The following is a 25,724-nucleotide window of genomic DNA, read 5'->3' on the forward strand; positions in this document are numbered from 1 at the left end:
GGGGCGGTGAGCGCGGCGCTGCCGGCGGAAGCGGGACGCGGGCAGGCCGCCGCCGCCCCACAGCGCGCCCATTGGGGCGGCGTGTACGCGATGACGCTGTGCGTGTTCGCGCTGATCGCGTCGGAGTTCATGCCGGTCAGCCTGCTGACCCCGATGGCCGCCGACCTGCACGTCAGCCAGGGGTTGGTCGGCTACGGCATCGCCATCTCCGGTGCGCTCGCGGTGCTCACCAGTGTGTCCATTCCCGCCCTGGCCGGGGCCATGGACCGCAAGCGCCTGTTGCTGGCGCTGACCGGGCTGATGGCGGTGTCCGGCGCGGTGGTCGCGTTGGCCCCGAACTATGCGGCCTACATGGCCGGGCGCGCGCTCATCGGCGTGGTGATCGGCGGCTTCTGGTCGTTGTCGGCCGCGACCGCGATGCGCCTGGTGCCGCCGGCCCAGGTGCCCCGCGCCCTGGCCATCTTCAATGGCGGTAACGCCCTGGCCACGGTGATCGCCGCGCCGCTCGGCAGCTACCTGGGCGGGGTGATCGGCTGGCGCGGCGCGTTCCTGTGCCTGGTGCCGGTGGCCGTGCTGGCGTTCGCCTGGCAGTGGGCCAGCCTGCCGGCCATGAGCGCAGCGCGCGCGGCAGGGGCCGGCAACGTGTTCGGCCTGCTCCGGCGGCGCGCGGTCGCGTTGGGCATGGCGGCCTGCGCCGCCTTCTTCATGGGCCAGTTCGCGTTGTTCACCTACGTGCGCCCGTTCCTGGAAACGGTGACGCTGGCCAAGGTGCCGGTGTTGTCGTGGCTCCTGCTGGGGATCGGCGTGGCCGGTCTGCTCGGCACTTTGCTGGTCGGCGCTGCGCTGCAGCGCAGCCTGTATCGCACCCTGATCGCGATTCCGCTGCTGATGGCGGCGGTCGCCCTGGCCTTGATTCCGTTCGGTACGCGTGTCGCCGCCGTGGCGGTCTTGCTGGCACTGTGGGGATTGCTGGCGACCGCCGCGCCGGTGGGTTGGTGGAGTTGGATCGCGCGCGCGATGCCCGGGAGCGCCGAGGCCGGTGGCGGCCTGATGGTGGCGGTGATCCAATTGGCCATCGCGCTGGGCTCGACCGTCGGCGGCATGCTGTTCGATCGCCACGGCTATGCGGCGACCTTCGTGGCGAGCGCGGCGCTGCTGCTGTTCGCGGCGGCGTTGACCGGGCTGGCATCGCGTGCGTCCGCCGCTCGACCGGCGCCATCGGCGTAGCGCTCGAGCATGCCGATGACGCCGCGACTGGACACCGGCCGCGCCATGCGCGTATCGCTGCCGTCCGCCCGCCGTGGTGGCCGCCGCCCGTGGCAGCGGTTCTTGCGCTGGCTGGTCCTGCTGGCCGGCTTGCCGATTGCCGCCGCCGGCGCGGCCGACTTGCATGCCGCGGTGGCGCCGCGCGCCGCCGCGGCGCCATCCATCGTTCCGGAGTACGCACGCATGTGGATGACCGTCGGCGATCGTCGTTTCCTCATCACCCTGGCCGACAACGCCGCCGCCCGCGCGTTCGCCGCGCAGCTGCCGCTCGCGCTGGACATGGACGAACTCAATGGCAACGAGAAGCACGCCGAGCTGCCGCAGCCGCTGCCGGCGGCGCCGCATCGGCCGGGCACGATCCGGCCCGGCGATCTGATGCTCTACCGCACGCAGACCCTGGTCGTGTTCTATGCGCGCTTCGCGTCCGCCTATTCCTACACCCGGCTCGGGTGGGTGGACGACCCGGCCGGGCTGGCCCAGGCACTGGGCGGGCGTCGGGTCCGGGTCGCGTTCTCCAGGGACTAGGGCGTGTCCGCCATCCCGAGCAAGCCGCGCCGTGATCGCGCGTGCCTGTGACGAGGAAGAGGGGGGAAGTGGACATCGCGTCCACGCCCGAGCGATGACGCGGCCACGGGCGCGCGTCTGCCAGACCCAATGCGGCGCACGCGGGAATGGATGACACGCCCTGGCGGCGCGTGCTGCCACTGGGACGCGCGCATTGCGTGGCGACTGGCGTTCGCCCGCGCTGAAGCACGATGCGGCTGCGCGCGTACGGCAAGGCGGTCCGATGGCCCTGCGCGCGCGTTCTCTGCGTCGAAAGCAGGATCGGTATGCGCAGTGGACGACGTACCCGACAGGGAGATGCTGGTGGTCGGCATGCCTCCACCCGCGTCACACCGGGCAGCGGGCGTGCACGCAACGTGCGCGGTCTGCCGGACGCCGGGCCGCGGACACAAAAAAACCCGGAAAACTGTGGTTTTCCAGGCTTCTTGTGACCTTGAAACTGGTCGGGGAGACAGGATTCGAACCTGCGACCTCTACGTCCCGAACGTAGCGCTCTACCAGACTGAGCTACACCCCGAAGGAGCCGCACATGATACGGAGGTCTTCCGCATTCGGCAAGCGCCTTTGCAAAAAAATTTCAGTCCGTCGCGTCGGCGGCATCCGCCGCGTTGCGCTCGCGCGCCTCGAACCACATGCCGTTGAGGATGGCGGCGGTGGAGGCCAGGCCGACACCGAGAATCCAGGCGAAATACCACATGATCGTTTCTCCTTGCAGCGGGGCGCGTCAGTACGCGTTGGGGTTGTCGTCCAGGGAGGCGGCGGTGACCTTGCCCTTCAGCACGCGGTACACCCAGGTGGTGTAGCCGAGGATGATCGGCAGGAACACCACGGTGGCCAGCAGCATGATCCACAGGGTCAGGTGGCTGCTGGAGGCGTCCCACACGGTCAGGCTGGAGCCCGGCTGGCTGGAGGACGGCAGCAGGAACGGGAAGAGCGCAAAGCCCACGGTCAGGATGATGCCGGCGATGGCCGCGCCGGAGGCGATGAAGGCCAGGCCGCCGCGGCGCTTGCGCAGCAGCACCGCGCTGAGCAGCAGGCCGAGCAGGCCGGCGGCCGGGGCCAGGGCGGTCAGCGGCATGCGCTGGTAGTTGTGCATCCAGCCGCCGACCTCGCCGAGCACGGCGGTTTTCAGTAGCGGGTTGGTGGCGCCGTCGGTGACCACCTGCGAGGTGACCGCGTAGCCGGGCAGGCCGGTGGCCACCCACACTCCGGCGCCGGCGAACAGCGCACAGGCCACCAGTGCGGCGACGCTGCCGTAGCGCGCCGCGCGCTCGGCCACCGGGCCGTCGGTCTTCAGCACCAGCATCGCCGCGCCGTGCGCCACCAGCATGCTCACGCTGAGCAGGCCGGCCAGCAGGGCGAACGGCATCAGCAGCCCGAAGAAGCTGCCGGTGTAGAACACCCGCAGGGTGTCGTCGAAGTGGAACGGCACGCCGAGCACGACGTTGCCCACCGCCACGCCCATGATCAGCGCCGGGATGAAGCCGCCGACGAACAGCGCCCAGTCCCAACTGTTGCGCCAGCGCTGGCTGGGCAGCTTGCCGCGGAACTTGAACCCGACCGGGCGCAGGATCAGCGCGAACAGGATCACGAACATGGCCAGGTAGAAGCCGGAGAAGCTGACCGCATACAGCGGCGGCCAGGCGGCGAAGATGGCGCCGCCGCCGAGCACCAGCCAGACCTGGTTGCCTTCCCAGACCGGGCCGATGGTGTTGACCACCAGCCGGCGTTCGGCGTCGTTCTTTGCCACGAACGGCAGCAGCGCGCCGACGCCCAGGTCGAATCCGTCCATCACCGCGAAGCCGATCAGCAGGATGCCCAGCAGCAGCCACCAGATCACGCGCAGCGTGGTGTAGTCCAATGCAATGAAGTCCATGGTGTGTCTCCTGCCGGGGTCAGAGGTGGCCGGCGGCCGCAGGTGCGGCGATCGGGGTCGCGGGGCGCGGGGTGGGTTGCAGCAAGGCGGGCAGGGCGTCCGGCCCCTTGCGGATCGCCTTGAGCATCAGCTTGATCTCGATGATCAGCAGCGTGGTGTAGATAGCCACGAAGCCGCCCAGGGTGATCAGGATGTCGTGCAGGGCCAGGCCGGAGGCGGCATAGAACGTCGGCAGCACGCCTTCCACCGCCCACGGCTGGCGGCCGTACTCGGCCACGAACCAGCCGCACTCGATCGCGATCCACGGCGCCGGCAGGGTCCACACCGCCAGCTTCAGGAACCAGCGCTTGTCCTCGAAGTTGTGCTTGCACGAGAACCACAGCGCGGCGGCGAAGAAGGCGATCAGGTAGAAACCCAGGCCGGCCATTACCCGGAACGTCCAGAACAGCGGCAGCACCCGCGGCACCGTATCCAGCGCGGCCTTGGCGATCTCCTCCGGCGTGGCGTTGAGGATGTCCTCGCGGTAGCGCTTGAGCAGCAGTCCGTGGCCCAGATCCTGCCAGTGCTTGTCGAATACCGCGCGCGCCTCGGCGTCGTTGCGGTTGGCCTTGAGCCGCTGCAGCGCGCCGTAGGCGATCTGCCCGCCGCGCACGCGATGCTCGGCGCGCTTGACCAGCTCCAGGATGCCGGGCACCGGCGTGTTCAACGAGCGCGTGGCGATCAGGCCCATCAGGTACGGCACCTTGATCGCGTAGTCGTTCCTGCCGGTGGCCTGGTTGGGGATGCCGAAGGCGGTGAAGTCGGCCGGCGCCTGCTCGGTTTCCCACATGGCCTCGATCGCGGCCAGCTTCATCTTCTGGTGTTCGTTGGCGGCGTAGCCGCTCTCGTCGCCCAGCACCACCACCGACAGCGAGGAGGCCAGGCCGAACGCGGCGGCCACCGCGAACGAGCGCCGGGCCAGGTCGCGATGCTTGCCGCGCAGCAGGTACAGCGCGCTGATCGACATCACGAACACCGCGCCGGTCACGTAGCCGGCGCTGACCGTGTGCACGAACTTGGCCTGCGCCACCGGGTTGAACACCACCGCCATGAAGTCGACCACTTCCATGCGCATGGTGTCCGGGTTGAACACCGCGCCGGTCGGGTTCTGCATCCAGCCGTTGGCGATCAGGATCCACACCGCCGACAGGTTGGTGCCCAGCGCCATCAGCCAGGTCACCATCAGGTGCTTGACCGGTGTGAGCTTGCTCCAGCCGAAGAAGAACAGGCCGATGAAGGTCGCTTCCAGGAAGAACGCCATCAGCCCTTCGATCGCCAGCGGCGCGCCGAAGATGTCGCCGACGTAGTGGCTGTAGTAGGACCAGTTCATGCCGAACTGGAACTCCATGACGATGCCGGTGGCCACGCCCATCGCGAAGTTGATGCCGAACAGCACGCCCCAGAACAGGGTCATGCGCCGCCACACCTCCTTGCGGGTCATGACGTACACGCTCTCCATGATCGCGATCATGAAGGACAGGCCCAGGGTGAGCGGAACGAACAGGAAGTGGTACATGGCGGTCATGGCGAACTGCAGCCGCGACAGCTCTACGACAGTGGTGTCGATCATGGCTGTGCTACCTCGTGGAAGATGTGCATCTGGGTGGCCGAGTGGCGGGAGATTGGAGGCGATCTTCCGCCGCGCCGGCGCGTTCGACCTTGATTCAGATCAATGTGCGCCACGGACAGGCCCGGCATCGTGGCGGCCACGGCGGTTCCAGCCCGGAAGTGCCTTCCCCGCTAAACTGATGGCTTCGTTCGCCGTGCCGAGCCCGTTTTGACCGATTCCGCCGAGCCGTCCGCCGACACACCGCAGCAGCGGCAGCAGCGCATGCGTTGGCTGGATGCCCTGGCCGCGGCCGCGCGCGGCCGCCAACGCCTGGCCGCAGCCGCCATCAGCGTGTCCGGTGCGTTGCTGATCGTGCAGGCCGGGGCCATCGCCTGGCTGGTGCAGGCGCTGCTGGTGGAGCGCCGCGAGCTGGCGCAGGCGCTGCCGGCCTTCGGCCTGCTGGCGCTGGTGTTGGTCCTGCGCGCCGGACTCGGCGCCGCCGCGCAGCGTGCCGCCGGCGATGTCGCCGATGCGGCGAAACTGGAGCTGCGCCGGCGCGTGTATCGGCAACTGCTGCAGCGCGGGCCGCTGTGGCTGCGCGGACAGCGCAACGGCGAACTGGGCGAGCTGCTGCTGGCGCATGGCGATGCGCTGGACGGCTACTACGCCGGCTACCGGCCCGCGCGCTGGGAAGTGAGCGTGGTGCCGCTGCTGATCGTGCTGGCAGTGGCGTGGAGCGACTGGGTGGTCGGCCTGATCCTGCTGTTCACCGCGCCACTGGTGCCGATCTTCATGATGCTGGTGGGCTGGGGCGCCGAAGCCGCCGGCCGCCGTCAGTTGCGCGAGCTGGCGCGGATGGGCGGGCACTTCGCCGATCGGCTCAAGGGCCTGGGCCTGTTACGCCTGTACGGACGGGGCGACGACGAGCTGCGCGGGATTGCCGCTGCCGCCGAGGGTGTGCGCGAGCGCACGCTGAAAGTGCTGCGCATCGCGTTCCTGTCGTCCACCGTGCTGGAGTTCTTCGCCTCGGTCAGCGTCGCCATCGTCGCGCTGTACCTGGGCCTGAGCTATCTCGGCATGATCGCCCTGCACGCCAGCGTGCCGACCCTGGGCACCGGTGTGTTCTGCCTGCTGCTGGCGCCGGAGTTCTACGCGCCGCTGCGGCGCCTGGCCGCGCATTACCACGACCGCGCCAATGCGCTGGCCGCTGCGGCGGAGGTGGAGCGCCTGCTGGAAGGCCTGCCGCAGGCCGTGGATGCGCCGGTCGCGCGCGACGAGGACGCCGCCGTGTCGAACGATGTCGCTGCCGTGACGTCGATCGAGACCGATACCACTGCAGCGACGTTTTCCGTGCAGGCAGCGGGCGCGATGCGTGCGGAGGAGCCATTGCTGCGCGCACGCGCGCTGTACCTGCGGCCGCTGGGTGCGCGCTGCGATGCGGTGCAGGGCCTGGATTTCGAATTGCATGCCGGCCAGCGCCTGGCGTTGGTCGGCCCCAGCGGAAGCGGCAAGAGCACGTTGCTGGAGGCGTTGGCCGGATGGCTGCCGCCGCGTGCCGGTGCCATGCAGCTGCGTGCGGGGCTGCGCATCGGCTACGCCGGCCAGCGGCCGTATCTGTTCCACGGCAGCATCGCCGACAACCTGCGCCTGGCCGATCCGCAGGCCAGCGATGCGCAACTGCATGCCGCGGCCGAGGCGGCGCAGGTGCTGCGTTTCGCCGCACGCCTGCCGCAGGGGCTGGACACGCCGATCGGCGAGCGCGGCTTCGGCCTGTCCGGCGGCGAGGCGCGGCGCATCGGCCTGGCTCGTCTGTTGCTGCGCGATCCGGAACTGCTGTTGCTGGACGAACCGACCGCGTTCCTGGACGCGGACACCGAAGCGGACCTGCTGCGCACGCTGGCGGACTTCGCCCGCGGCCGCAGCGTCATCGTCGCCACCCACAGCGAGGCGGCGATGCGCTGGGCCGATGCCGTGCTGCGGCTGCCCGCACGCAATGCGTCCGCCGCAACGCAGGAGACGCTGCCATGAGCGGCGACAGCCGCGACACCTTGCGTGGCGTGTTCGGCCGCCATCTCGGCCGCCTGCTGCTGACCGCGCTGCTGGTGCTGTGCACGATGCTGGCCGGGGTCGGGCTGCTCGGCCTGTCCGGTGGCTTCCTCACCGCCGCGGCGCTGGCTGGCGCGGTCGGCATGGGCAGCGGCTTCAACTTCTTCTCGCCGTCGGCCGGCATCCGCGCACTGACCTTCGCCCGCATCGCCTCGCGCTACGGCGAAAAGCTGGTCGGGCACGACGCCACCCTGCGTATCGCCCGAGATCTGCGCGTGTGGTTCTTCCGCCGCGCGCTGCCGCTGGCACCGGCGCGGCTCGGCGCCAGCCGCACCGGCGAACTGCTGGCGCGGCTGATGTCGGACATCGGCGAAGTCGACGGCCTGGTGGTGCGCGCGCTGGCGCCGCTGGCGGCGCTACTCGGCGTGGGCGCGATCGGCATCGCCGCGGCGGCGGCGATCCACTGGCCGGCGGCGCTGGTGCTGACCGCGCTGGCGCTGGCGATCGGGCTCGGCGTGCCGTGGGTGGTGGCGCGCGGCGGCGAGGCCCGCGAACGCGCGCGCGCGCAGCAGCGCGAAGCCTTGCGCACGCTGGCCTATGAAGGCCTGGAGGGCGCCGCCGACCTGGCCGCGCTCGAGGCGCAGGCCGCCTGGATCGCGCGCGTGGACGCCAGCGCGCAGGCCGTGCGCGCCGAGGACCGGCGCCAGCGGCAGCGGCTGATCGGCGGCAACGCCCTGCACGCGCTGTGCGCGGCGGCGGGCCTGCTGGCGATGCTGTGGGTGGCACTGGGTGCGGCCCGCGCCAATGCGATCGGCGCCGAACAGGCCGCCGGCCTGGTGTTCCTGACCGTGGCCCTGCTCGAGGTCTGGGCCGGTGCCGGCCTGGCCTGGCAGGCGCTGCAGTCCGGCCGCGTCGCCGCGCGGCGCCTGCAGGCGATCGCCGGGCAGGCGCCGCCGGTGGTCGACCCGGCGCATCCGCAGGCGCTGCCGTCCACTGGCGAGGTGCAGTTCGACGACGTCGTCTTCGCTTGGCCGGGCGAGACGCGGCGCGTGCTCGACGGTGTTTCCCTGCGCATCGCGCCGGGCGAGCGCATCGCCATCTCCGGCGACAGCGGCAGCGGCAAGACCACCCTGTCGGCGTTGCTGCTGCGCTTGTGGGACCCGCAGCAGGGCAGCATCCGCTATGCCGGCGTCGACCTGCGCGAGGTGGCCGAGGCGCAGTGGCACCGCCGTATCGCCTGGCTGCCGCAGGGCGCGCCGGTGTTTGCCGGCAGCGTGCGCGACAACTTGCGCCTGGGCGATCCCACGGCCGACGATGCGCGGCTGCAGCGCGTGCTCGCCGACGTGCGGCTCGATCCCTGGCTGCACGAAGTCGGCGGCCTCGACGCCTGGCTCGGCGAGAACGGCGCGACCATGTCCGCGGGTCAGGCGCGGCGCCTGGCCCTGGCCCGTGCACTGCTGCGCGAAGCGCCACTGCTGGTGCTGGACGAACCCACCGAAGGCCTGGACGTCGACACTGCGCAGGCGCTTCTGCGCGACCTGGCACATGCGCTGGGTCAGCGCAGCCTGCTGCTGATCAGCCACGATGCGCTGCCCGAGGGCGTGGTGCATCTGCGCTATCGGTTGCAGGACGGACGGCTGCAGGTCGAGCCATAGCGCTGCTGCGCAGCGCTCTGTAAGAGTGGTTTCAGTCGCGACGCGCGATGCGGAATCACGCGTTTGTATGGGAGCGATCCGGTCTTAGCAGGCTGATGGTTCGTGCAGTCGGGACTGAAGTCCCTCCCACAACGGGCAGGTGCCTGCCTCCATGTCGCAGGAGGCCCTTGTGGGAGCGACTTCAGTCGCGACGAGTGGGGGGCAAAACCTTCTGGATACATGCCGTCGGTCCAGCCCAGATCGACCTGGTGCGTAACCTTCGGCGAGCGGAACGGTATCCTCCTGCCCATGGCCAACAGGGCCCTCAATCGCTACAGCGCGTCCAGAAACTCCCGCACCGCCGGCCCGAACCGCGCGAAATCCACCAGGAACGCGTCGTGCCCCTGCGGCGAATCCAGCCCCAGGAACTGCGCCTGCGCGCCACCGGCGCGCAGGCCGTCGGCGATCTGTTGCTGCTGCTGCACCGGGAACAGGATGTCGGTGTTGGCGCCGATCGCCAGCGCGCGCTCGACGCGGATCGTGGCGAGACCGGCGAGCACGTCGCCGCCGGCGGGCTCGGCCAGGTCGAACCAGTCCATCGAGCGGCTCAGGTACAGATAGCAGTTCGGGTCGAAGCGGCGCACGAAGCGGCGGGCGTGGCCTTCCAGGTAGCTTTCGACCTGGAATTCCAGGCCGAACGGATCGTCGTCGGTCTGGTCCGAATCCAGGCGTACGCGGCCGAAGCGGCCGTCCCATTCCAGCGCCGAGCGATAAGTGATCACGCCGAGCTTGCGCGCCATGCGCATGCCCGACTCCGGATAGGTCGCCTCGTCGTAGTCGCCGCCGTTCCAGTTCGGATCCAGGCGGATCGCTTCGCGCTGCAGCGAGCGGATCGCGATCGAGAACGGCAGCGCCTGCGCGCTGCCGGAAATGTTGACGTGGCTGCGCGCCAGGCCGGGATGCCGGTGCAGCAGCGCCAGGGCGGTCATGCCGCCCATGGAGTTGCCGATCACGCAGGCCAGCTGCGCGATGCCCAGCGCCCGCACCACCTGCGCGGCGGCGTCGGCGCCGTCCTCGATCGACAGCTCCGGGAAGCGCAGGCGATACGGCTGGCCGTCGTCAGGATGCGGTGAAGCAGGGCCGGTCGAACCCTTGCAACTGCCCAGCGAGTTCACGCAGATCACGAACCAGCGCTGGGTGTCGATCGGCTTGCCCGGGCCGAGCATGCCTTCCCACCAGCCCGGCGTGGGATCGTCGGCGTTCGCCGCGGCATGCGCGTCTGGCGAGAGTCCGGTGACGATCAGGAGCGCATTGTCGCGCGCGGACGACAGCGTGCCCCAGGTCTCGTAGGCGACCCGCGCGCCATGCAACTGGCCGCCACGTTTCATCGGGAACGGCGAGGGCAGGGCGAGGAAGCGGCTGCCAGGCGGGACGAATTCGGTCATGCCCCGATTCTAGCCGCGCTATCGCGCATCCGGCGTATGCGTGGTGCGAGATGCAGCGTGTCGATGGCGATGACGTCTACTAGGGTGCACAGGAGGCTCGCTAAGCCGCCTGTAAATTTGTTTGTGCCGTGTGCAGCTTGACCCATCGTTGTCGTGCAGGAGTGGCTTAGGGCACTTCTAAGAGGGACGGCGTGCCACTTGTAGGAACGGCTTCAGTCGCGACGGGCGTTATCGGCAGCGCCTCGTCGCGACTGATCCCTAAAAGGGGACAAGGGTCGCTTCCACAAAATGCGCTTCACGTCGTTGCTGGCGTCTCGTTCCAGCCGCGACTGATGTTCCCCGTAAGGCGTCGTGGCCTGATCTCGAAGAGGGACACGAGCCGCTCCTCCGCGTAAGCCTCTTGTCATTGCCAGAGGTCTGCTGTCCTTGCGACCGGGTTTCCGCGGTCGGGCTGGTCGCAACCGATCCCCAAAAAGCCCAAAGCCACTCTTGCGCCATGCGGCAACGGCTACGGCTTGCCGATCACCAGCTCCACCGGCGCGGTCGCCGGCAGGGTCACCGTCACCGGTGCCGATTCCAGATCGCCCTCCTGACGCATCGCATTGCCGCTGGCCGACAGCCGCGCCACCACCTGCACCTGCTGCAACTGAGAGAGTTTCTGCGTTGGCATCGGGCTGTCCGCATCGCTCAGCGTCACCCGCAACGGCAGTGCCTGCAGCGGATGCTTCTGCACCGCCACCGGCATCGGTGGGCCGCCCGGCACGCGCGCGATCACGAAGACGCTGGTGTCGCCGCGCAGGCGTACGCGGGCGGCGAACGCCGGATCCAGCGACACCGCCACGGTCAGGCCGCTGCTGGCCGGGGCCTTCGCATCCTGCGCCGGGGCGGCCGCGCTGCCGGCGGCGGGCAGGGCCGGCAGACCGGCCGCGGTGCGGGCCGCATCGATCTGCGGCCGCAGCGCCGCGGCGGTGGCCGCATCCACGCGCGGCAACAGCGCTTCCCAGGTGGCGGCTGCGGCGGCGTCCTGGCCGCGCTGGCGCTGGGCGATGCCCAGGAACCAGGCGCCGCGTTCGCTGCCCGGCGCCAGTTGCAGGGCATGCTGCAGCCAGGCCAGCGCCTGGTCGTCGAACTGCCGTTGCGGGTTGGCCAGCGCACGCGCCTCGGCCGCTTCGATCAGCAAGGGCGCCTGCTCCGGTGCCAATTGCACGGCGCGCGCGAACGCGGCCGCGGCCTCGCTGGCGTGCCCCAGCGACAGCTGGCTGCGGCCGAGCAAGGCCCAGCCGTCGGCCCGGTTCGGATCCTTGGCCAGCGCCGCCTGCAGTTGCTTGACGCCGTCCTCCAGCGTGCGCGGCGCCTCGCGGTTCTGCGCCTGCAAGGCACGCGGAGTGCCGACCAGGGCGTACAGCGCTGCGGTCGCCACACCCAACGCCAGTACCGCCACCGCCAGCACCGCGCCCTTGCGCCCGCCGCTGCGCAGCGGCCACAGCACCACCGCGAACACCAGCGCCGCCAGCGCCACCGCCGCGGCCGACATGCCCCAACTCAGCATCGCCTCACCATTCCTGTTCGTCCTGCAGCGGCAACGCGGTCGCCGCCGGCGCGCGTCGGCGCACCATCCGGATCAGCACCACCGCGCCGCCGGCCAACAGCAGCAAGGGGCCGAACCACAGAAGCCAGGTCCGCGCTTCCAGCTGCGGCCGGTACAGCACGAACTCGCCGTAGCGATCAACCAGGAACTGCTTGATCTGCGCATCCGATTTGCCCTGGTGCATGAGCTCCAGCACTTCGCGGCGCAGGTCCATGGCGATCTGCGCGTGCGAATCGGCCAGCGACTGGTTCTGGCATTGCACGCAGCGCAGTTCCGCGGTCAGCGCGTGGAAGCGCGCTTCCTCGGCGGCGGAACGGTAGGCCAGCGGCGTCGGATCGGACACCGGTTCGGCGCCGGCCAGCGTGGACCACGCCAGCAGCGCCAGCAGGCCCAGCCGCAGCGCACGCCGGCCGTGGCTCATGGCGTGGCCTTGCCCTGCGCCCGCGTCGGCGGCGCGTCGCGCTCGGCCTGCTGCAAGGCCGGCAGCAGTTCGTCGCGGATGATCTGGTCGGTCAGCGGGCCGGCGTGCTTCCAACGCACCACGCCGCGCGCATCGACCAGGAAGGTCTCCGGTGCCGCGGCCACGCCCCAGTCGATCGCCGTGCGTCCCTCGGGATCGAACAGCACCGCCAGGAACGGATTGCCGAGCTGTTCCAGCCAGCGCAGCGCGTCCTCGCGGCTGTCCTTCCAGTCGTAGCCGATCACCCGCACGCGCTTGCTCAGCGCGAAGCGGGTCAGCACCGGGTGTTCCTCGCGGCAGGCCGGGCACCAGCTGCCCCACACGTTGAGCACGTACGGCGCGCCGCGCAACTCGCTGCTGCGCACGCGGATCGAGGCGTCGTGCAGCAGCGGCAGTTCGAACGCCGGTGCCGGCTTGCCGATCAGGGCCGACGGCAGCGCGTCGCGATCGGCGCTGCCGGAGCGCTGCACCGCATACACCATCAACGCCAGCAGGCCGAGGAAGAACAGGGCGCCCAGCAGGATGGCGGGTAACGGCAGGCGGCGTGGAGCGGGAGCGGACATCAGGGGGTCTCCGGAGAACGACGGAAGCGCCGGTCGGCGGCGGTGACGAAACCGCCCAGCGCCATCAGCGCCGCGCCAAGCCAGATCCAGCGCACGAAGGGTTTGACGTGCACGCGCATCGCCCAGGCGTTGCCGCCCAGCGGCTCGCCCAGGGCGACGTAGACGTCGCCGAACAGGCCGGGGTGGATCCCGGCCTCGGTCATGTTCTGGCCGCCGCTGGCGTACAGGCGCTTTTCCGGGTGCAGCAGCGCCAGCGGGCGATCGTCGCGCAGCACCTGCACGTGCGCGCGTTCGGCCACGTAGTTGGGGCCCTTGCGCTCGTCCAGGCCCTGCAGCTCGAAGCGGTAGCGGCCCAGGTCCAGGTGCTGTCCGGGCGCCAGCGCCACTTCGCGCTGCTGTTCCAGCGCCTCGACCAGCAGCGCGCCGGCCAGGAACACCGCGATGCCGGTGTGGGCCAGGGTCATGCCCAGCATCTCGGCGGTGAAGCGGCTGCCCTTGAGCTGTCGCCGGCTCCATACGAAGCGCGCGGTGCCCAGCAGCACCCAGGTCGCGGCGGCGACGCCGGCGGCGGTCTTCCACGCGCCCTGCGGTGCCAGGAAAAAGCCGATCGCGCCGGCCAGCAGGGCCAGGCCCGCCCACGGTGCCAGCAGTGCCAGTGGCCGCGACGCCTGTTCGCGCTGCCAGCGGGTCAGCGGGCCGAACGGCAGCAGCGCCACCAGCGGCGCCATCAGCACGATGAACAAGGTGCCGAAGTAGGGCGGTCCCACCGACAGCTTGCCCAGGTCCAGCGCATCGGCCAGCAGCGGATACAGCGTGCCCAGCAGCACCATCGCGCAGGCGCAGGTCAGCAGCAGGTTGTTGGCCAGCAGCAGGGTCTCGCGCGAGGCCGGGGCGAAGCGTTGCCGCGCCTCGTCGGCCGACGCCGCCACGCGGCCGCCGCGCAGTGCGTACAGCAGCAGCGCGCCGCCGCACAGCAGGCTCAGGAACACCAGAATGAACAGGCCGCGGGTGGGATCGGCGGCGAAGGAGTGCACGCTGGTCAGCACGCCGGAGCGGACCAGGAAGGTGCCCAGCAGCGACAGCGAGAATGCGGCGATCGCCAGCAGCAGGGTCCAGGCGCCGAAGCTGCCGCGCTTCTCGGTGACCGCCTGCGAATGCAGCAACGCCGCACCGGCCAGCCATGGCATGAAGCTGGCGTTCTCCACCGGATCCCAGAACCACCAGCCGCCCCAGCCCAGTTCGTAGTACGCCCACCAGCTGCCGAGCGCGATGCCGATGGTCAAGAAACCCCAGGCCACGTTGGTCCACGGCCGCGTCCAGCGCAGCCAGCGCGCGTCCACCTGGCCGTCCAGCAGCGCGGCAATGGCGAACGCAAACGGCACCGCGAAGCCGACGTAGCCGGCGTACAGCAGCGGCGGATGGATCACCAGGCCGGGGTCCTGCAGCAGCGGATTGAGATCGCGCCCTTCCAGCGGCGCCGGCAGCAGCCGCGCGAACGGGTTGGAGGTGAACAGCAGGAACGCCAGGAAGCCCACGCTCACCAGTGCGAGGGTGCCGATCACCCGCGCCACTACCTGCGCCGGCAGGCGCCGCGAATACAGCGCCACCGCGCCGGTCCACAGCGCCAGGATCAGCGTCCACAGCAGCAACGAACCCTCGTGCGCGCCCCACACCGCGGAGTAGCGGTATACCAGCGGCAGCAGCGAGTTGGAGTTTTCGGCGACATAGGCCACCGAGAAATCCTGGGTCACGAAGGCGTGGGTGAGGATCGCGAAGGCGCCGGCGACCAGCGCCAGCTGCGCGAACGCCGCCGGCCGCGCCACGCCCATCCAGCGCGCATCGCCGCGCTGCGCGCCGGCCAATGGCAGCGCCGCCTGCAGCACGGCAGTGAGCAGGGCGAGGATCAGCAGGAGTTGGCCGACCTCAGGCAGCATGGCGCGGCCGGGGCCCGGAACCCGGGACCCGGGACCCGGAAGAGCGTAGATGCGAGGTCTGTGGGATGGTCGGGGAGCGGTGCGGGATGCGTGCGAAGTAGGAACGGCCGGTGCCAGTTCCGATGCATGGATGCGCCGCCAAGTTGCAGAGGCCGAGCAATCGCTTTTCCCGGTCCCGGGTCCCGGGTCCCGGGTCCCGGCTTCTCCAAGCCATCACTGCGCCATCCCCACATCGTGCTTGCGATGCGCGCTGCCCATCTTGTCCGCCAGCTCCTTCGGCATGTAGGTCTCGTCGTGCTTGGCCAGCACGTCCTCGGCGACGAACACGCCGTCGTGCATGCTGCCGGTGGCCACCACCGCCTGGCCCTCGCGGAACAGGTCGGGCAGGATCCGGTCGTAACGCACGGTCAGTTGCGCATCGCCGTCGGTCACGCGGAAGTGCGACTGCAGCGAACCCGGGGCGCGCTGGAACGAGCCTTTCTCGACCATGCCGCCGAGGCGGAAGCGCGCGTGCGCGCCGGTCTTGCCGGCCAGCACTTCGGCCGGGGTGTACAGGTAGGCGGTATTGCGCTGCAGGGCCATCGCCACCAGCGTGGTGGTCAGGCCGGCGGCCAGCACCAGCAGCATCAGCCACAGCAGGCGGCGCTTGCGCTGCGGGTTCATCGGCTCAGCTCCAGCGGCGGCGCCGGTTCGGCCTTGGCCTGGCGCTTGCGTTGCGCGCGCAGCCGCGCCGCCCGCAGCGCAGCGCGCACCTGCAGCCGCGCCAGCACGAAATCCGCGAGCAGCACGCCGGCGAACACCGCATAGGCACCGACCACATACGGCAGGTAGTTCATCCGCGCGCCTCCGCCAGTTGCGTCACCCAGTCCTTGCCGGCCTCGCGGCGCAGGTTGTCGGCGCGCGCGCGCGCCAGCAGCGAGCCGGCGAACCAGAACTTGGTCGCGGCCACCATCAGCCACAGCGGCGGCAGCATGCTCGGGTCCATGCTGGACTGGCCGAACAGGCGGATGGTCTGGCCCTGGTGCAGCGAGTTCCACCACACCACCGAATAGCGGATCACCGGCAGCAGCACCACGCCGACGATGGCCAGCAGCCCGGCCGCACGCGCGGCGGTGCGCCGGTCCTCGATCGCCAGGTACAGGCCCATCACGCCGATGTACAGGAACAGCAGGATCAGCTCGGTGGTCAGGCGCGGGTCCCAGTCCCACCAGGCGCCCCACATCGGCTTGCCCCAGATGCTGCCGGTCAGCAGGGTGATCAGGGTGAAGGCGGCGCCGATCGGCGCGCAGGCCATCGCCAGGATCTCGCACAACTTGATCCGCCACACCTGGGCGATGGCCGCGTACACGGCCATCAGGCCGAACACGAACAGGCTCATCCAGGCGCTGGGCACATGGATGTAGAGGATGCGGAAGGCGTCGCTCTGCAGGCGGTCGGCCGGCACCACGAACAGCGCCTGCCAGATGCCCACGCCGGCCAGCAGCAGCGCCGCCAGGTAACACCACGGGGTCCAGCGCGCAGCGAAGCGATCGAAGGTCGGCGGCGAACCGAGTTGGTGGAACCAGCGGACGAGAGAGACCATGCGGACGATTCTAGCTGGCGGGAGGCGGGCTTCGATGCGACAACGACGGAACGGCGATGGAGCACTGCGCTTGCATGGTACGGCCGCCGCCGCGCCGGCGCTGCGCCAACGGCTCAGCTCAGCGAGATGCGGATCGCCGCAGCCGCCGCCAGTGGCGCCAGCACCAGGCCCGCCACCAGGCCCGCGGCCAGCAACAGCAGGCCGCCGGCCGGGTCCAGGCCCTGCGCCGCCGCCGCCACGCTGCCGGCGCCGAACACCAGCACCGGCACGTACAGCGGCAAGGCCAGCAGCGCGACCAGGATGCCGGCGCGCTTCATGCCCACCGTCAGCGCCGCGACCACCGCGCCGAGCAGGCTCAGCAGCGGGGTCCCCAGCGCCAACGATGCCAGCAGCACCGGCATGCGGTCATGCGGCAGGTGCAGCAATTCGCCGAGCAGCGGCGCGGCCACGATCAGCGGCAACGCGGTGGTGACCCAGTGCAGCAGCACCCGCACCAGTACCAGCCAGGCCAGCGGCACCGGCGCCAGCAGCCACTGCTCCAGCGAGCCGTCCTCGGCATCGCTGCGGAACAGGCTGTCCAGCGCCAGCAGGCCGGCCAGCAGCACCGCCAGCCACAGCGCGGCACCGGCCACCTCGCCGAGCAGGCGCGGCTGGTTGCCCAGCGCCAGCGCGAACAGCGCCACGATCAGCAGGGCGAACAGCGCCGGCTGCAGCGCGTCGCCGCGGCGGCGCCACAGCAGGCGCAGGTCGCGCACCAGCAGTGCGCGGGTGGCCTGCCACAGGGAGGGAACGGGCGTGGCCAGGCTCATGCGGCGACTCCGCTCAAGCTCAGCATGCGGGTACGCACCGGTGGCGCGGCATAGGCGCCATGGGTGGTCACCAGGGCCGCGCCGCCGCTGCGCAGGTGCGCGGCGATCATGCGGTTGACCAGGGTGATGCCGTCCAGGTCGAGGTTGGCGTAGGGCTCGTCGAGCAGCCACAGCGGCGCCGGCGACAGCCACATCCGCGCCAGCGCCAGGCGCTTCTTCTGCCCGGCCGACAACTGCCGCACCAGGGTGTCCTCGTAGCCGGCCAGGCCGACGATGGCCAGCGCGCTGCCGGGCATCTGCTTGGCCCGGCGCCCCTGCAGGCCGCACAGATAGTGCAGGTTCTCCAGGGTGCTCAGGTCGGCCTTCAGCGCGCCCAGGTGGCCCAGGTAGGCCATGAAGCGGGCGCGGTCGCCGCGCCGCACCGGGTGGCCGTCGATCTCGATGCGCCCGGCCTCGGCACGCAGCAGGCCGACCAGCACCCGCAGCAGGGTGGTCTTGCCGGCGCCGTTGTCGCCCTGCACCAGCAGCGCCTCGCCGGCATCCAGGTGGAAGTCCAGCGGACCGAACACCGCCGCGTCGTCGCGGGCGAACGTGAGCCCGTGCGCGGCCAGCAGCGGCGGCGGGGTGTACAGCGGATCGGTCATCGGCGAAGGCCGCGGCGGATGGCGCGGCGGCGGGCGGCAAGGGAAGGCGCGCATTGTATCGGCATGCGGGCGTCCGGCGGATGCCGGCGGCGGCACACGCGGCGATGCGCACATTGCCTCGTGGCGGCGGCCAGGCGATGGCGCATCGCCGGCAAGCGGCTTTGCGTACACTCGGCGTTTTCCCGCTGCCCGCAGATCCCCCGCATGCATCCGCAGACCAAGCTGCCCAAGGTGGGCACCACCATCTTCACCGTGATGTCGCAACTGGCCGCCGAGCACGGCGCGGTCAACCTGGGCCAGGGCTTTCCCGATTTCCCGGTGCCGCCGCGGCTGATCGAGGCACTCGCCCGCGCCATGCGCGACGGTCACAACCAGTACCCGCCGATGACCGGCGTGCCGGCGCTGCGCCAGGCGATCGCCGAGAAGGTGCTGCGCTGCTATGGCGCCCAGGTCGATGCCGACACCGAGGTCACCGTCACCAGCGGCGCCACCGAGGCGCTGTTCAACGCCATCCACGCCGTGGTGCGCCCGGGCGAGGAAGTGATCGTGCTGGATCCGGCCTACGACAGCTACGAGCCGGCGATCGATCTGGCCGGCGCGCGTGCGGTGCACGTGCCGCTGGATCCGCACACGTTCGCGGTGGACTGGGAGCGCGTGCGCGCGGCGATCACCCCGCGCACCCGCCTGCTGATGCTCAACAGCCCGCACAACCCGTCCGGCGCGATGTTCGGCGCCGACGACCTGCAGGCGGTGGCCGAGCTGCTGCGTGGCAGCGACATCTTCCTGATCTCCGACGAGGTCTACGAGCACATCGTGTTCGACGGCCGCCGCCACGAATCGGTGCTGCGCTGGCCGGAGCTGCGCGAGCGCGCTTTCGTCGTCTCCAGCTTCGGCAAGACCTATCACTGCACCGGCTGGAAGATCGGCTACGCGATCGCGCCGCCGGCGCTCAGCGCCGAGTTCCGCAAGGTCCACCAGTACAACACCTTCACCAGCTTCGGCCCGGCCCAGCACGCCTTCGCCGCGATGATCCGCGAGGAGCCCGAGCACGACGAACAGCTCGGCGCGTTCTACCAGGCCAAGCGCGACCGCTTCCGTGCGCAGTTGCTAGGCACCCGGCTGAAACCGCTGCCGGTGCCTGGCGGCTATTTCCAGCTGGTGGACTATTCGGCAGTCAGCGACCTGCCCGATACCGAGTTCGTGAAGTGGCTGACCATCGAGAAGGGCGTGGCGGCGATCCCGCTGTCGCCGTTCTACCAGGACCCGCCGCAAGGGCAGCGCCTGGCGCGGCTGTGCTTCGCCAAGAACGAGGCGACGCTGGATGCGGCGATCGAGCGGCTTCGCGCGCTGTAGCGCGCGTAAGCACCGGGATTCGGGAATGGGGAATCGGGATTCGTGGAAGCCGGTTACTGGGCGGGGTAGGGTATGTCGGTCGCTGGGATCTATTTCGGGGTCACGTTCGGGTTGGCGGCGGTCTGCGCGGTGGTCGACGGCGCGCTGTTCTACGGGCATGTGCTGACTGGATTGGCTGATCGTGGTCAGCGTGTCGGGATGGATTTCGGGGTGGTGCCGTTCCGGCGGCAGGCCTACGTGGACCGCTATCTCGGCCTCCTGACGCCGCAGGAGCGGGGCACGCTCGCCAACCGCCTGGTCCGCCACCTGCCATGGGTAACGCCTACACTTGGGCTGCTGTGCCTGGTCGGCACGATCTGCATCGGAGTACGTTGGGGATGACACAGGTGGCACAGGATCTGAGGATTTCATTGGTCCAGGGCGACACCCGCTGGCACGATCCGGCCGGCAACCGCGTGCATTACGCCGAATTGCTGGCGCCGCTGGCCGGCGTCACCGACCTGGTGATCCTGCCGGAGACCTTCACCAGCGGCTTCTCCAACGATGCGCTGGCGCAGGCCGAGGACATGGACGGGCCGACCGTGGCGTGGATCCGTGAGCAGGCGGCGCGACTGGGCGCTGCGGTGACCGGCAGCGTGCAGTTGCGCGTGTCCGGCGCCGACGGCGAGGCCAAGGTGTTCAACCGGCTGCTGTGGGCCACGCCGGACGGCGCGCTGCAGCACTACGACAAGCGCCACCTGTTCCGCTACGGCAAGGAACATCTGCGCTATGCCGCCGGGCGCGAACGCCTGTGCGTGGAGTGGAAAGGCTGGCGGATCAATCCGCAGGTCTGCTACGACCTGCGCTTTCCGGTGTTCTGCCGCAACCGCTACGATGTCGAGCGCCCCGGCCAGCTGGATTTCGACCTGCAGCTGTTCGTCGCCAACTGGCCGTCGGCGCGCGCCTACGCCTGGCGCACGCTGCTGCGCGCGCGCGCGATCGAGAACCTGTGCTTCGTGGCCGCGGTCAACCGCGTCGGCGTGGACGGCAACGAGTTGCACTATGCCGGCGACAGCGCGGTGATCGATTTCCTCGGCCAGCCACAGCTGGAGATCCGCGAGCGCGAGCAGGTGGCCACCACCACCATCTCCGCCGCCGCGCTGGCCGCGCACCGCGCGCGCTTCCCGGCCATGCTCGATGCGGACGCCTTCAGCCTGGACGATTAGCGGGAGAGGAGTGGCTTGGGCCGCGACTGGGTTCGCCGGAAACACTCTGGTCGTGGTTGGACGACGCCTCCGATAGCGATGAAAGTGTCCTCGTAGGAGCGGCTTCAGCCGCGACCGAGGCGTTCTCGGGAAAGCCCGTCGCGGCTGAAGCCGCTCCTACGCGACAAGCGGCCTCCGGCTTGATCGCGACGAAAGCCGGCGCTGCGAGGCGCCATGAAGCCTGGGTCGAGGGAGCGACGTCTGCTACCGAGCCACGGTCGACTCCGTCATGGGAGTTGCCCTCGCATCCGCGGCTGGCCTTGCCCGCCGCAAGTGGAAATGCCTGCTGAACGCACTCGCGGCGCCTCTGCAACCTTGTCGCGGCCGCGACAACCCCGTTGCTACTCTCGCGGCCAGTCCACCCACCGGTAATGCTCACATGATCAAGTCGCTTTCTCTGCTCGCACTGCTGGGCGCGGCCGCCCTCGCGCCGCAGGCCCAGGCCGCCGGCAACATCGATTGCAAACTCTCCTTCAACCTGTCGGGCTGGTCGGTGCTCTACAAGACCGCCAAGGGCACCGGCACCATCACCTGCAACGACGGCGCGGTGATTCCGGTCAAGATCAGCAGCAAGGGCGGTGGCCTGACGGTCGGCAAGTCCAAGATCGTCGGCGGCCGCGGCACCTTCAGCGGCGCCTACAGCCTCAACGACCTGTTCGGAACCTATGCCGCCGCCGAAGCACACGCGGGCCTGGTGAAGTCCAGCACCGCGCAGGTCGTCACCAAGGGCGATATCTCGCTGGCCCTGGCCGGCACGGGCGAAGGCGTCGATCTGGGCGTCAACGTTGGCAACTTCGTGATCGAGCGCCGCAAGTAAGGCGCCGCGTCCTGCCTGCGCTGCGGCGCAGGCGGGGCGGTTACGACGCAAACGAATCGAATCCAGGCGCAGTGCGCCTGGATTCTTTTTTTGCGTCACTGGTTTTTCGCGGCCATCCACCGCAAGTCGGCCACGCGCTGGAGATGCAAGGCGACCCGACCAAGCGCGCCCTGCGCCAGGACGCGCTTGGTGTCTGCTCTGTGCTTACTGCTGCGCGAACACCCAGGCCAGCTGGCCGCGCACCGGCTCCGGGGTCGCCAATGCCTGGCGGTACAGGGTGCGCGCGGTCCAGCAGGCGTCCTCGTCGCTGGCCTTGGCGATCTCCGGCAACACCCGCATCAGGCGCTGCTGCTGGTCGGCGGGCAGCGACTTGACCAGCGTGCCCATCGCCGCCTGGATCTGCTGCTGGGTCACCGGCTGCGCCGGGGTCTTGTTCAACTCCGCGTCGGTGGCCTTCAGCGAGACGTCGAACCAGCGGTCGATCTGCGCCTGCGGCAGCTTTTCCAGTCCCGACAGCATTGCCGCGCTCAGCGCCTGCGCATCGTTGGGATTGCCGCCGCGGGCCAGCACCGCGCACTGCGACACGTCGACCTTGTCGCTGACCTGGGAGAGGATCTGCAGGCGCTGTTCCAGCGTCGCGTGGTCCAGCCGCGCGATGCCGTTCTGCGCCAGCTGGAAGCCGGCCTGCTGCGCCTGCGGGCCGCTTTGCTTGAGCAGCGCCACGTAGCGCGGATCGTTGGCCAGCTTGCGCAGCATGCGATCGAACGGCGCGTGCAGCGGCGAACTGGCAGGGTAGGGGTTCTGCGCCGCGGCGATTTCTTCCTGGGCCTTCTGCTGCGCCTTCTGGCAGGCGGCGAGGCTCAGCACGCCGGCGATCAGCAGCGGCAGGGCGATCTTCATCTTCCGTGTCATCGGGATTCCTGGTTGGTAAAAGCGGCCATCAGCGGTGGCCGCCGGATGCGCCAGGATATCGGCTTCGTCCGCGCAGGGCGAACGGCAGAATACTGCGCGCGCTGGTGTCGCCACATGCATGTCGCTCACTAGCAAGGACGCCTTCGAGCGCCGCGTGGGCGGCAGCCGCCACGGCCATCGCCATTGAGCGTGGGGCTTCGCGCTGCCTATCATCGCGGTCCTTCCTCTGTGCGCGAGATCGTCCGCATGAATGCCGGAATGCTGGTTGGCCTGGTCGCGCTTGGGGTCGGTGCTTCGTCCCTGGCCGCCTCGCAGGAGGCAGGCGTCACGGATGCGGTCATCCAGCACCTGGACCTGACCTCTTTTCCCAACTCGGTCGGTCCCCGTCTCATGCCGGGGAAGACGACGTTCGCGGACTATGGCTTCGTGGACGTCACAAAAACCGCCAATGGCGCCCGCCTGCTCCAGACCGACAAAGGCTGGATGATGCGCTTCGAGGTGCTATCTGCCGATCCCACGTCCGTACGCCTGTGTTTCCATGACAGCGCGCTGGCCAGGCCCGGCGACACAAGCGCCCCGAGCTACAACGCAACCTCGGCGCTGCTCGTCGCGAAGTCTGCTCATGGCAACTGGACCGCCAGGCAGGTGCCCGCCGGGTTTGCGGACTGCAGGAACGATCCTGCCGATGCTTGAGCGAGCGGACGGCCGCGATGCGGGCCGTCTCACGTAGGTCACGCGGACGCCGGCGTCCAGCGGTCTGCTCCATTTCCGCTGGCGCTAGCGCCCCACGAAAAAGGGCGCCGCTTGCGCAGACGCCCTTGTCGGGAGCGGGGCAGGCCGACGCGCGCCGCGCCGGCACCGTCACTCAGCCGCCGCGCGAACCGCCGCGGTTGCCGCCGCCGCCGGGACGGCCGCCGCCGCCCGGCGGACGACCGCCAGCCGGGCGGTTGCCGCCGCCGGGGCGTCCGCCCGGACCCGGGCCGCGCTTCTGGCCGCCGGCCGGGCGCGCTGCGCGCGGCGCGGCGCCGTAGGGACTGAAGCCGGGGTTGGCGTGATCGGACGGGAAGCTCGGCGCATTGGCCGGATGCCCGTACGGGTGCGCTTTGCGCTGTCCCTGACCTTGGCCCTGACCGCGGCCCTGGCCGGCTCCGGCGCCCGCACCGGCACCGGCCGGACGCGGCTTGGCGTAAGGACGCCCCTGGCCCTGACCTTGGCCCTGGCCGCGACCACCGGGACCGGCGTTGCGGTGGCCGGTCGGGCCGGTGCTCACGCCATCGGGCACGTACCAGGTGCGGAACGCGGCCGGGTTGCCGTCCGGCAGCGGCTTGGGGCCCTTCGGCGTGCGCTGCTTGAACGGCTTCTGCGCCTGCTTGGCGGCCATTTCGCCGCTCACAGTCAGGCCGCCGTGCGGCTTCTTGCCGCCGCGGCCGCGGCCGCGGTCCTCGCGGAAATTGTCGAAGCGGCGCAGCTCGCGGCCTTCGTCGGCGGTGTTGTGGCCGTTGACGTAGGCGTTGCCGCCGCGACCGACCTGCACGGTGGCCTTGGCCGCCTTGCGCTGGCCGATCACCGGCTGCAGGGTCAGCGCCGACGGGGTGCCTTCCTCCAGCTTCAGCTCGGCGCGCAGCGCCTCGACCTTGTCCTGCGCCAGTTCCATCGAGTGCCCGCGCAGCAGCTCGCGCGGCAGCGCGATCTTGCCGTAGCGGGTGCGCTTGAGCCGGCTGACCTGGCAGCCCTGCGATTCCCACAGGCGCCGCACCTCGCGGTTGCGGCCTTCCTTGACCACCACCCGGAACCAGTCGTGCGAGTCGGTGCCGCCGATGCGTTCGATCTCGTCGAACTTGGCGCCGCCGTCCTCCAGCAGCACGCCGCGCGAGAGCCGCTCGATCATGCTGTCGGGCACGGTCTCTTCGCCTTCCGGGGCGCGCACGCGCACCACGTACTCGCGCTCGATCTCGTAGGAGGGGTGCATCATCGCGTTGGCCAGCTCGCCGTCGGTGGTGAGCAGCAGCAGGCCGGTGGTGTTGATGTCCAGGCGGCCGATCGCGATCCAGCGCGCGCCCTTCAGCGCCGGCAGCGCCTCGAAGATGGTCGGGCGGCCTTCGGGATCTTCGCGCGTGGTCACTTCGCCTTCGGGCTTGTTGTAGATCAGCACGCGCGAGGGCTCGGTCAGCGCGCTGGCGACGAAGCTGCGGCCATCCAGCTCGATCTTGTCGCCGCTGCGGATCGACATGCCGGTCTGCGCGACCTCGCCGTTGACCTTGACCAGGCCGTCGGCGATGCGCTGTTCCAGCGCCCGGCGCGACCCCAGCCCGGCCTGGGCCAGGACCTTGTGCAGGCGTTCTTCCAGTTTCGGCTGCTCGGCGGCAGCGGCATCGCGCTTGAGCGAGAGCTTGTTCAACGACAGCTTGCGGGAGGTGTCACTCATTTACTTGGCTCCGGCCGGCGCGTTGCGCGTCGGCCTGTGGTTCGGAATCGGCATCGTCAACAGCCACGGTCGTCGTCGCGACGGCGTTGTCTTCGGCTTCGTTCGCATCCGCCGCGCGCTCTCCCGGCGCGGCTTCGGGTTCGCCCGTCGGGGCGGTCGTGGGATCCGTGGCCGGCGGCGCGTCGGCGTCGTCGGTCGCGGGGGTGTGCGGTGCTGCGGTGTCGCTTGCGTTTGCTGCTACGTCGGCATCGTCATCGGCGTCTGCGGCCGCGTCTGCCTGCGCCGTCGAGCTGGGCTCGGCGGATTCGCCGGCGGCCGCGGCGTGTGCCGTGGTGTCGCCCTGCTCACCCTGATCGGCGTCGTTGCCCGGGGCGGCATCGGCCTGGGCCATGTCGCCGACCGGCAGCGCGTCGCGGTCCAGCGGCAGCTGCGGTTCCAGTTCGCCGATGTCCTTGAGTTCGGACAGCGGCGGCAGTTCGTCCAGGCGCTTGAGCCCGAAATAGTCCAGGAAGGTCTTGGTGGTGCCGAACAGCGCCGGCTTGCCCGGCACGTCGCGGTGCCCGACCACGCGGATCCATTCGCGCTCTTCCAGCGCCTGGATGATGTTGCTGCTGACCGCCACGCCGCGCACCTGCTCGATCTCGCCGCGGGTGATCGGCTGCCGGTAGGCGATCAGCGCCAGGGTCTCCAGCGTGGCGCGGGTGTAGCGGGTCTTGCGCTCGGTCCACAGCCGCGCCACCCAGGCGTGCACGTCGCTGCGCACCTGGTAGCGGAACCCGGAGGCCACTTCGACCAGTTCCACGCCGCGGCCCTCGCAGGCCTCGCGCAGCAGTTCCAGCGCGCGCTCGATGCTGCCCGGCGGCGCGGGTTCCTCCTCCGGGAACAGGCCGTGCAACTGCGCCAGCGGCAACGGCTGGTTGGCGGCGAGCAGGGCGGCCTCGACGATGCGGTTGATCAGCGCTTGATCCATGCGT

At 70.3% G+C, this 25,724-nt stretch carries 25 protein-coding genes and 1 tRNA gene; 9 read left to right on the top strand and 17 right to left on the bottom strand.

Going from position 1 to position 25,724, the window contains the following annotated elements:
* Positions 1-6 precede the first annotated feature (6 nt).
* Together FHR66_RS06400 and FHR66_RS21025 are read left to right on the top strand one after the other, a co-directional pair.
* The gene (locus FHR66_RS06400; RefSeq protein ID WP_343160661.1) at positions 7-1,227 is read left to right on the top strand and encodes an MFS transporter; all 1,221 of its coding nucleotides are present in this window, start codon (positions 7-9) and stop codon (positions 1,225-1,227) included.
* A 15-nt stretch (positions 1,228-1,242) separates the two neighbouring features.
* A complete protein-coding gene (locus FHR66_RS21025; RefSeq protein ID WP_237475230.1) occupies positions 1,243-1,791 on the top strand; it encodes a cyclophilin-like fold protein in 549 nt (182 codons plus the stop codon).
* A gap of 479 nt (positions 1,792-2,270) precedes the next feature.
* Here FHR66_RS21025 and FHR66_RS06410 read toward each other — a convergent pair.
* From FHR66_RS06410 to FHR66_RS06425, 4 genes are all read right to left on the bottom strand, one after another.
* A tRNA-Pro gene (locus tag FHR66_RS06410) sits at positions 2,271-2,347 on the bottom strand.
* A gap of 60 nt (positions 2,348-2,407) precedes the next feature.
* The gene (gene cydX / locus FHR66_RS06415; RefSeq protein WP_160965155.1) at positions 2,408-2,527 is read right to left on the bottom strand and encodes a cytochrome bd-I oxidase subunit CydX; all 120 of its coding nucleotides are present in this window, start codon (positions 2,525-2,527) and stop codon (positions 2,408-2,410) included.
* A 27-nt stretch (positions 2,528-2,554) separates the two neighbouring features.
* Positions 2,555-3,706 (bottom strand): cytochrome d ubiquinol oxidase subunit II, encoded by a 1,152-nt coding sequence (cydB, locus tag FHR66_RS06420; RefSeq protein ID WP_160965153.1) that lies wholly within the window; start codon positions 3,704-3,706, stop codon positions 2,555-2,557.
* Between the two features lie 19 nt (positions 3,707-3,725).
* Positions 3,726-5,315 (bottom strand): cytochrome ubiquinol oxidase subunit I, encoded by a 1,590-nt coding sequence (locus FHR66_RS06425; protein WP_167087592.1) that lies wholly within the window; start codon positions 5,313-5,315, stop codon positions 3,726-3,728.
* Between the two features lie 261 nt (positions 5,316-5,576).
* On the opposite strand from FHR66_RS06425, the gene cydD reads away from it, so the two are divergent.
* Both cydD and cydC read left to right on the top strand, forming a co-directional pair.
* On the top strand, positions 5,577-7,322 hold the full coding sequence (gene cydD / locus FHR66_RS06430) for a thiol reductant ABC exporter subunit CydD (protein WP_456361744.1): 1,746 nt from the start codon (positions 5,577-5,579) through the stop codon (positions 7,320-7,322).
* Positions 7,319-8,995: a thiol reductant ABC exporter subunit CydC gene (gene cydC / locus FHR66_RS06435; protein WP_160965147.1), complete on the top strand. Its 1,677-nt coding sequence runs from the start codon at positions 7,319-7,321 to the stop codon at positions 8,993-8,995. Before cydD ends, cydC begins: the two co-directional genes overlap by 4 nt.
* Positions 8,996-9,306: 311 nt before the next feature.
* Here cydC and metX read toward each other — a convergent pair whose 3' ends face one another.
* The 10 genes from metX to ccmA all read right to left on the bottom strand — a co-directional run bounded on the left by metX (position 9,307) and on the right by ccmA (position 18,209).
* Complete coding sequence (gene metX / locus FHR66_RS06440) at positions 9,307-10,419, bottom strand: homoserine O-acetyltransferase MetX (RefSeq protein WP_160965145.1); 1,113 nt, start codon at positions 10,417-10,419, stop codon at positions 9,307-9,309.
* Between the two features lie 508 nt (positions 10,420-10,927).
* Entirely contained in the window at positions 10,928-11,968 is a 1,041-nt protein-coding gene (locus FHR66_RS06445; RefSeq protein WP_160965143.1) for a tetratricopeptide repeat protein, read from the bottom strand.
* Between the two features lie 4 nt (positions 11,969-11,972).
* The gene (locus FHR66_RS06450) at positions 11,973-12,428 is read right to left on the bottom strand and encodes a cytochrome c-type biogenesis protein (protein WP_160965141.1); all 456 of its coding nucleotides are present in this window, start codon (positions 12,426-12,428) and stop codon (positions 11,973-11,975) included.
* Positions 12,425-13,030: a DsbE family thiol:disulfide interchange protein gene (locus FHR66_RS06455; RefSeq protein WP_160965139.1), complete on the bottom strand. Its 606-nt coding sequence runs from the start codon at positions 13,028-13,030 to the stop codon at positions 12,425-12,427. The genes FHR66_RS06450 and FHR66_RS06455 overlap by 4 nt, the downstream gene beginning before the upstream one ends.
* Entirely contained in the window at positions 13,030-14,964 is a 1,935-nt protein-coding gene (locus tag FHR66_RS06460) for a heme lyase CcmF/NrfE family subunit (protein ID WP_160965137.1), read from the bottom strand. Before FHR66_RS06460 ends, FHR66_RS06455 begins: the two co-directional genes overlap by 1 nt.
* Before the next feature lie 213 nt (positions 14,965-15,177).
* The gene (gene ccmE / locus FHR66_RS06465) at positions 15,178-15,627 is read right to left on the bottom strand and encodes a cytochrome c maturation protein CcmE (RefSeq protein ID WP_160965135.1); all 450 of its coding nucleotides are present in this window, start codon (positions 15,625-15,627) and stop codon (positions 15,178-15,180) included.
* Complete coding sequence (gene ccmD, locus FHR66_RS06470; RefSeq protein ID WP_017915657.1) at positions 15,624-15,800, bottom strand: heme exporter protein CcmD; 177 nt, start codon at positions 15,798-15,800, stop codon at positions 15,624-15,626. Before ccmD ends, ccmE begins: the two co-directional genes overlap by 4 nt.
* Positions 15,797-16,546 carry a heme ABC transporter permease CcmC gene (ccmC, locus tag FHR66_RS06475; RefSeq protein ID WP_160965133.1) on the bottom strand — a complete coding sequence of 250 codons (750 nt, stop codon included), beginning with the start codon at positions 16,544-16,546 and terminating at the stop codon, positions 15,797-15,799. Before ccmC ends, ccmD begins: the two co-directional genes overlap by 4 nt.
* A 113-nt stretch (positions 16,547-16,659) precedes the next feature.
* Complete coding sequence (ccmB, locus tag FHR66_RS06480; RefSeq protein ID WP_048488885.1) at positions 16,660-17,355, bottom strand: heme exporter protein CcmB; 696 nt, start codon at positions 17,353-17,355, stop codon at positions 16,660-16,662.
* Positions 17,352-18,209, bottom strand: coding sequence for a heme ABC exporter ATP-binding protein CcmA (ccmA, locus tag FHR66_RS06485; RefSeq protein ID WP_456361731.1), 858 nt, complete (start codon positions 18,207-18,209; stop codon positions 17,352-17,354). The genes ccmB and ccmA overlap by 4 nt, the downstream gene beginning before the upstream one ends.
* Between ccmA and FHR66_RS06490 the strand changes: the two genes are divergently transcribed.
* From FHR66_RS06490 to FHR66_RS06505, 4 genes are all read left to right on the top strand, one after another.
* Entirely contained in the window at positions 18,204-19,352 is a 1,149-nt protein-coding gene (locus tag FHR66_RS06490) for a pyridoxal phosphate-dependent aminotransferase (protein ID WP_160965129.1), read from the top strand. The genes ccmA and FHR66_RS06490 overlap by 6 nt on opposite strands.
* Positions 19,353-19,424: 72 nt before the next feature.
* Positions 19,425-19,733 carry a hypothetical protein gene (locus tag FHR66_RS06495; RefSeq protein ID WP_160965127.1) on the top strand — a complete coding sequence of 103 codons (309 nt, stop codon included), beginning with the start codon at positions 19,425-19,427 and terminating at the stop codon, positions 19,731-19,733.
* Entirely contained in the window at positions 19,730-20,557 is an 828-nt protein-coding gene (locus FHR66_RS06500; protein WP_160965125.1) for an amidohydrolase, read from the top strand. Before FHR66_RS06495 ends, FHR66_RS06500 begins: the two co-directional genes overlap by 4 nt.
* Before the next feature lie 418 nt (positions 20,558-20,975).
* The gene (locus FHR66_RS06505) at positions 20,976-21,413 is read left to right on the top strand and encodes a hypothetical protein (protein WP_160965231.1); all 438 of its coding nucleotides are present in this window, start codon (positions 20,976-20,978) and stop codon (positions 21,411-21,413) included.
* Positions 21,414-21,617: 204 nt separating this feature from the next.
* On the opposite strand, the gene FHR66_RS06510 is transcribed toward FHR66_RS06505, so the two are convergent.
* Positions 21,618-22,325 (bottom strand): hypothetical protein, encoded by a 708-nt coding sequence (locus FHR66_RS06510; protein ID WP_237475229.1) that lies wholly within the window; start codon positions 22,323-22,325, stop codon positions 21,618-21,620.
* Positions 22,326-22,553: 228 nt separating this feature from the next.
* On the opposite strand from FHR66_RS06510, the gene FHR66_RS06515 reads away from it, so the two are divergent.
* Positions 22,554-23,018 (top strand): pesticin immunity protein, encoded by a 465-nt coding sequence (locus FHR66_RS06515; protein WP_343160660.1) that lies wholly within the window; start codon positions 22,554-22,556, stop codon positions 23,016-23,018.
* A 172-nt stretch (positions 23,019-23,190) separates the two neighbouring features.
* On the opposite strand, the gene FHR66_RS06520 is transcribed toward FHR66_RS06515, so the two are convergent.
* Both FHR66_RS06520 and scpB read right to left on the bottom strand, forming a co-directional pair.
* The gene (locus tag FHR66_RS06520; protein ID WP_160965123.1) at positions 23,191-24,750 is read right to left on the bottom strand and encodes a pseudouridine synthase; all 1,560 of its coding nucleotides are present in this window, start codon (positions 24,748-24,750) and stop codon (positions 23,191-23,193) included.
* A complete protein-coding gene (scpB, locus tag FHR66_RS06525) occupies positions 24,743-25,720 on the bottom strand; it encodes an SMC-Scp complex subunit ScpB (protein WP_160965121.1) in 978 nt (325 codons plus the stop codon). Before scpB ends, FHR66_RS06520 begins: the two co-directional genes overlap by 8 nt.
* Between the last annotated feature and the right edge of the window lie 4 nt (positions 25,721-25,724).

Source organism: Xanthomonas sp. F4 (assembly GCF_011761895.1).

Bases quoted from the DNA above. Each gene is read 5' to 3' on its own strand.
- FHR66_RS21025 (WP_237475230.1), top strand. From the start codon at position 1,243: ATGACGCCGCGACTGGACACCGGCCGCGCCATGCGCGTATCGCTGCCG.
- cydX (WP_160965155.1), bottom strand. From the start codon at position 2,527: ATGTGGTATTTCGCCTGGATTCTCGGTGTCGGCCTGGCCTCCACCGCC.
- cydB (WP_160965153.1), bottom strand. From the start codon at position 3,706: ATGGACTTCATTGCATTGGACTACACCACGCTGCGCGTGATCTGGTGG.
- FHR66_RS06425 (WP_167087592.1), bottom strand. From the start codon at position 5,315: ATGATCGACACCACTGTCGTAGAGCTGTCGCGGCTGCAGTTCGCCATG.
- cydD (WP_456361744.1), top strand. From the start codon at position 5,577: ATGCGTTGGCTGGATGCCCTGGCCGCGGCCGCGCGCGGCCGCCAACGC.
- cydC (WP_160965147.1), top strand. From the start codon at position 7,319: ATGAGCGGCGACAGCCGCGACACCTTGCGTGGCGTGTTCGGCCGCCAT.
- metX (WP_160965145.1), bottom strand. From the start codon at position 10,419: ATGACCGAATTCGTCCCGCCTGGCAGCCGCTTCCTCGCCCTGCCCTCG.
- FHR66_RS06445 (WP_160965143.1), bottom strand. From the start codon at position 11,968: ATGCTGAGTTGGGGCATGTCGGCCGCGGCGGTGGCGCTGGCGGCGCTG.
- FHR66_RS06450 (WP_160965141.1), bottom strand. From the start codon at position 12,428: ATGAGCCACGGCCGGCGTGCGCTGCGGCTGGGCCTGCTGGCGCTGCTG.
- FHR66_RS06455 (WP_160965139.1), bottom strand. From the start codon at position 13,030: ATGTCCGCTCCCGCTCCACGCCGCCTGCCGTTACCCGCCATCCTGCTG.
- FHR66_RS06460 (WP_160965137.1), bottom strand. From the start codon at position 14,964: ATGCTGCCTGAGGTCGGCCAACTCCTGCTGATCCTCGCCCTGCTCACT.
- ccmE (WP_160965135.1), bottom strand. From the start codon at position 15,627: ATGAACCCGCAGCGCAAGCGCCGCCTGCTGTGGCTGATGCTGCTGGTG.
- ccmD (WP_017915657.1), bottom strand. From the start codon at position 15,800: ATGAACTACCTGCCGTATGTGGTCGGTGCCTATGCGGTGTTCGCCGGC.
- ccmC (WP_160965133.1), bottom strand. From the start codon at position 16,546: ATGGTCTCTCTCGTCCGCTGGTTCCACCAACTCGGTTCGCCGCCGACC.
- ccmB (WP_048488885.1), bottom strand. From the start codon at position 17,355: ATGAGCCTGGCCACGCCCGTTCCCTCCCTGTGGCAGGCCACCCGCGCA.
- FHR66_RS06490 (WP_160965129.1), top strand. From the start codon at position 18,204: ATGCATCCGCAGACCAAGCTGCCCAAGGTGGGCACCACCATCTTCACC.
- ccmA (WP_456361731.1), bottom strand. From the start codon at position 18,209: ATGCATGCGGGGGATCTGCGGGCAGCGGGAAAACGCCGAGTGTACGCA.
- FHR66_RS06495 (WP_160965127.1), top strand. From the start codon at position 19,425: ATGTCGGTCGCTGGGATCTATTTCGGGGTCACGTTCGGGTTGGCGGCG.
- FHR66_RS06500 (WP_160965125.1), top strand. From the start codon at position 19,730: ATGACACAGGTGGCACAGGATCTGAGGATTTCATTGGTCCAGGGCGAC.
- FHR66_RS06505 (WP_160965231.1), top strand. From the start codon at position 20,976: ATGATCAAGTCGCTTTCTCTGCTCGCACTGCTGGGCGCGGCCGCCCTC.
- FHR66_RS06510 (WP_237475229.1), bottom strand. From the start codon at position 22,325: ATGACACGGAAGATGAAGATCGCCCTGCCGCTGCTGATCGCCGGCGTG.
- FHR66_RS06520 (WP_160965123.1), bottom strand. From the start codon at position 24,750: ATGAGTGACACCTCCCGCAAGCTGTCGTTGAACAAGCTCTCGCTCAAG.
- scpB (WP_160965121.1), bottom strand. From the start codon at position 25,720: ATGGATCAAGCGCTGATCAACCGCATCGTCGAGGCCGCCCTGCTCGCC.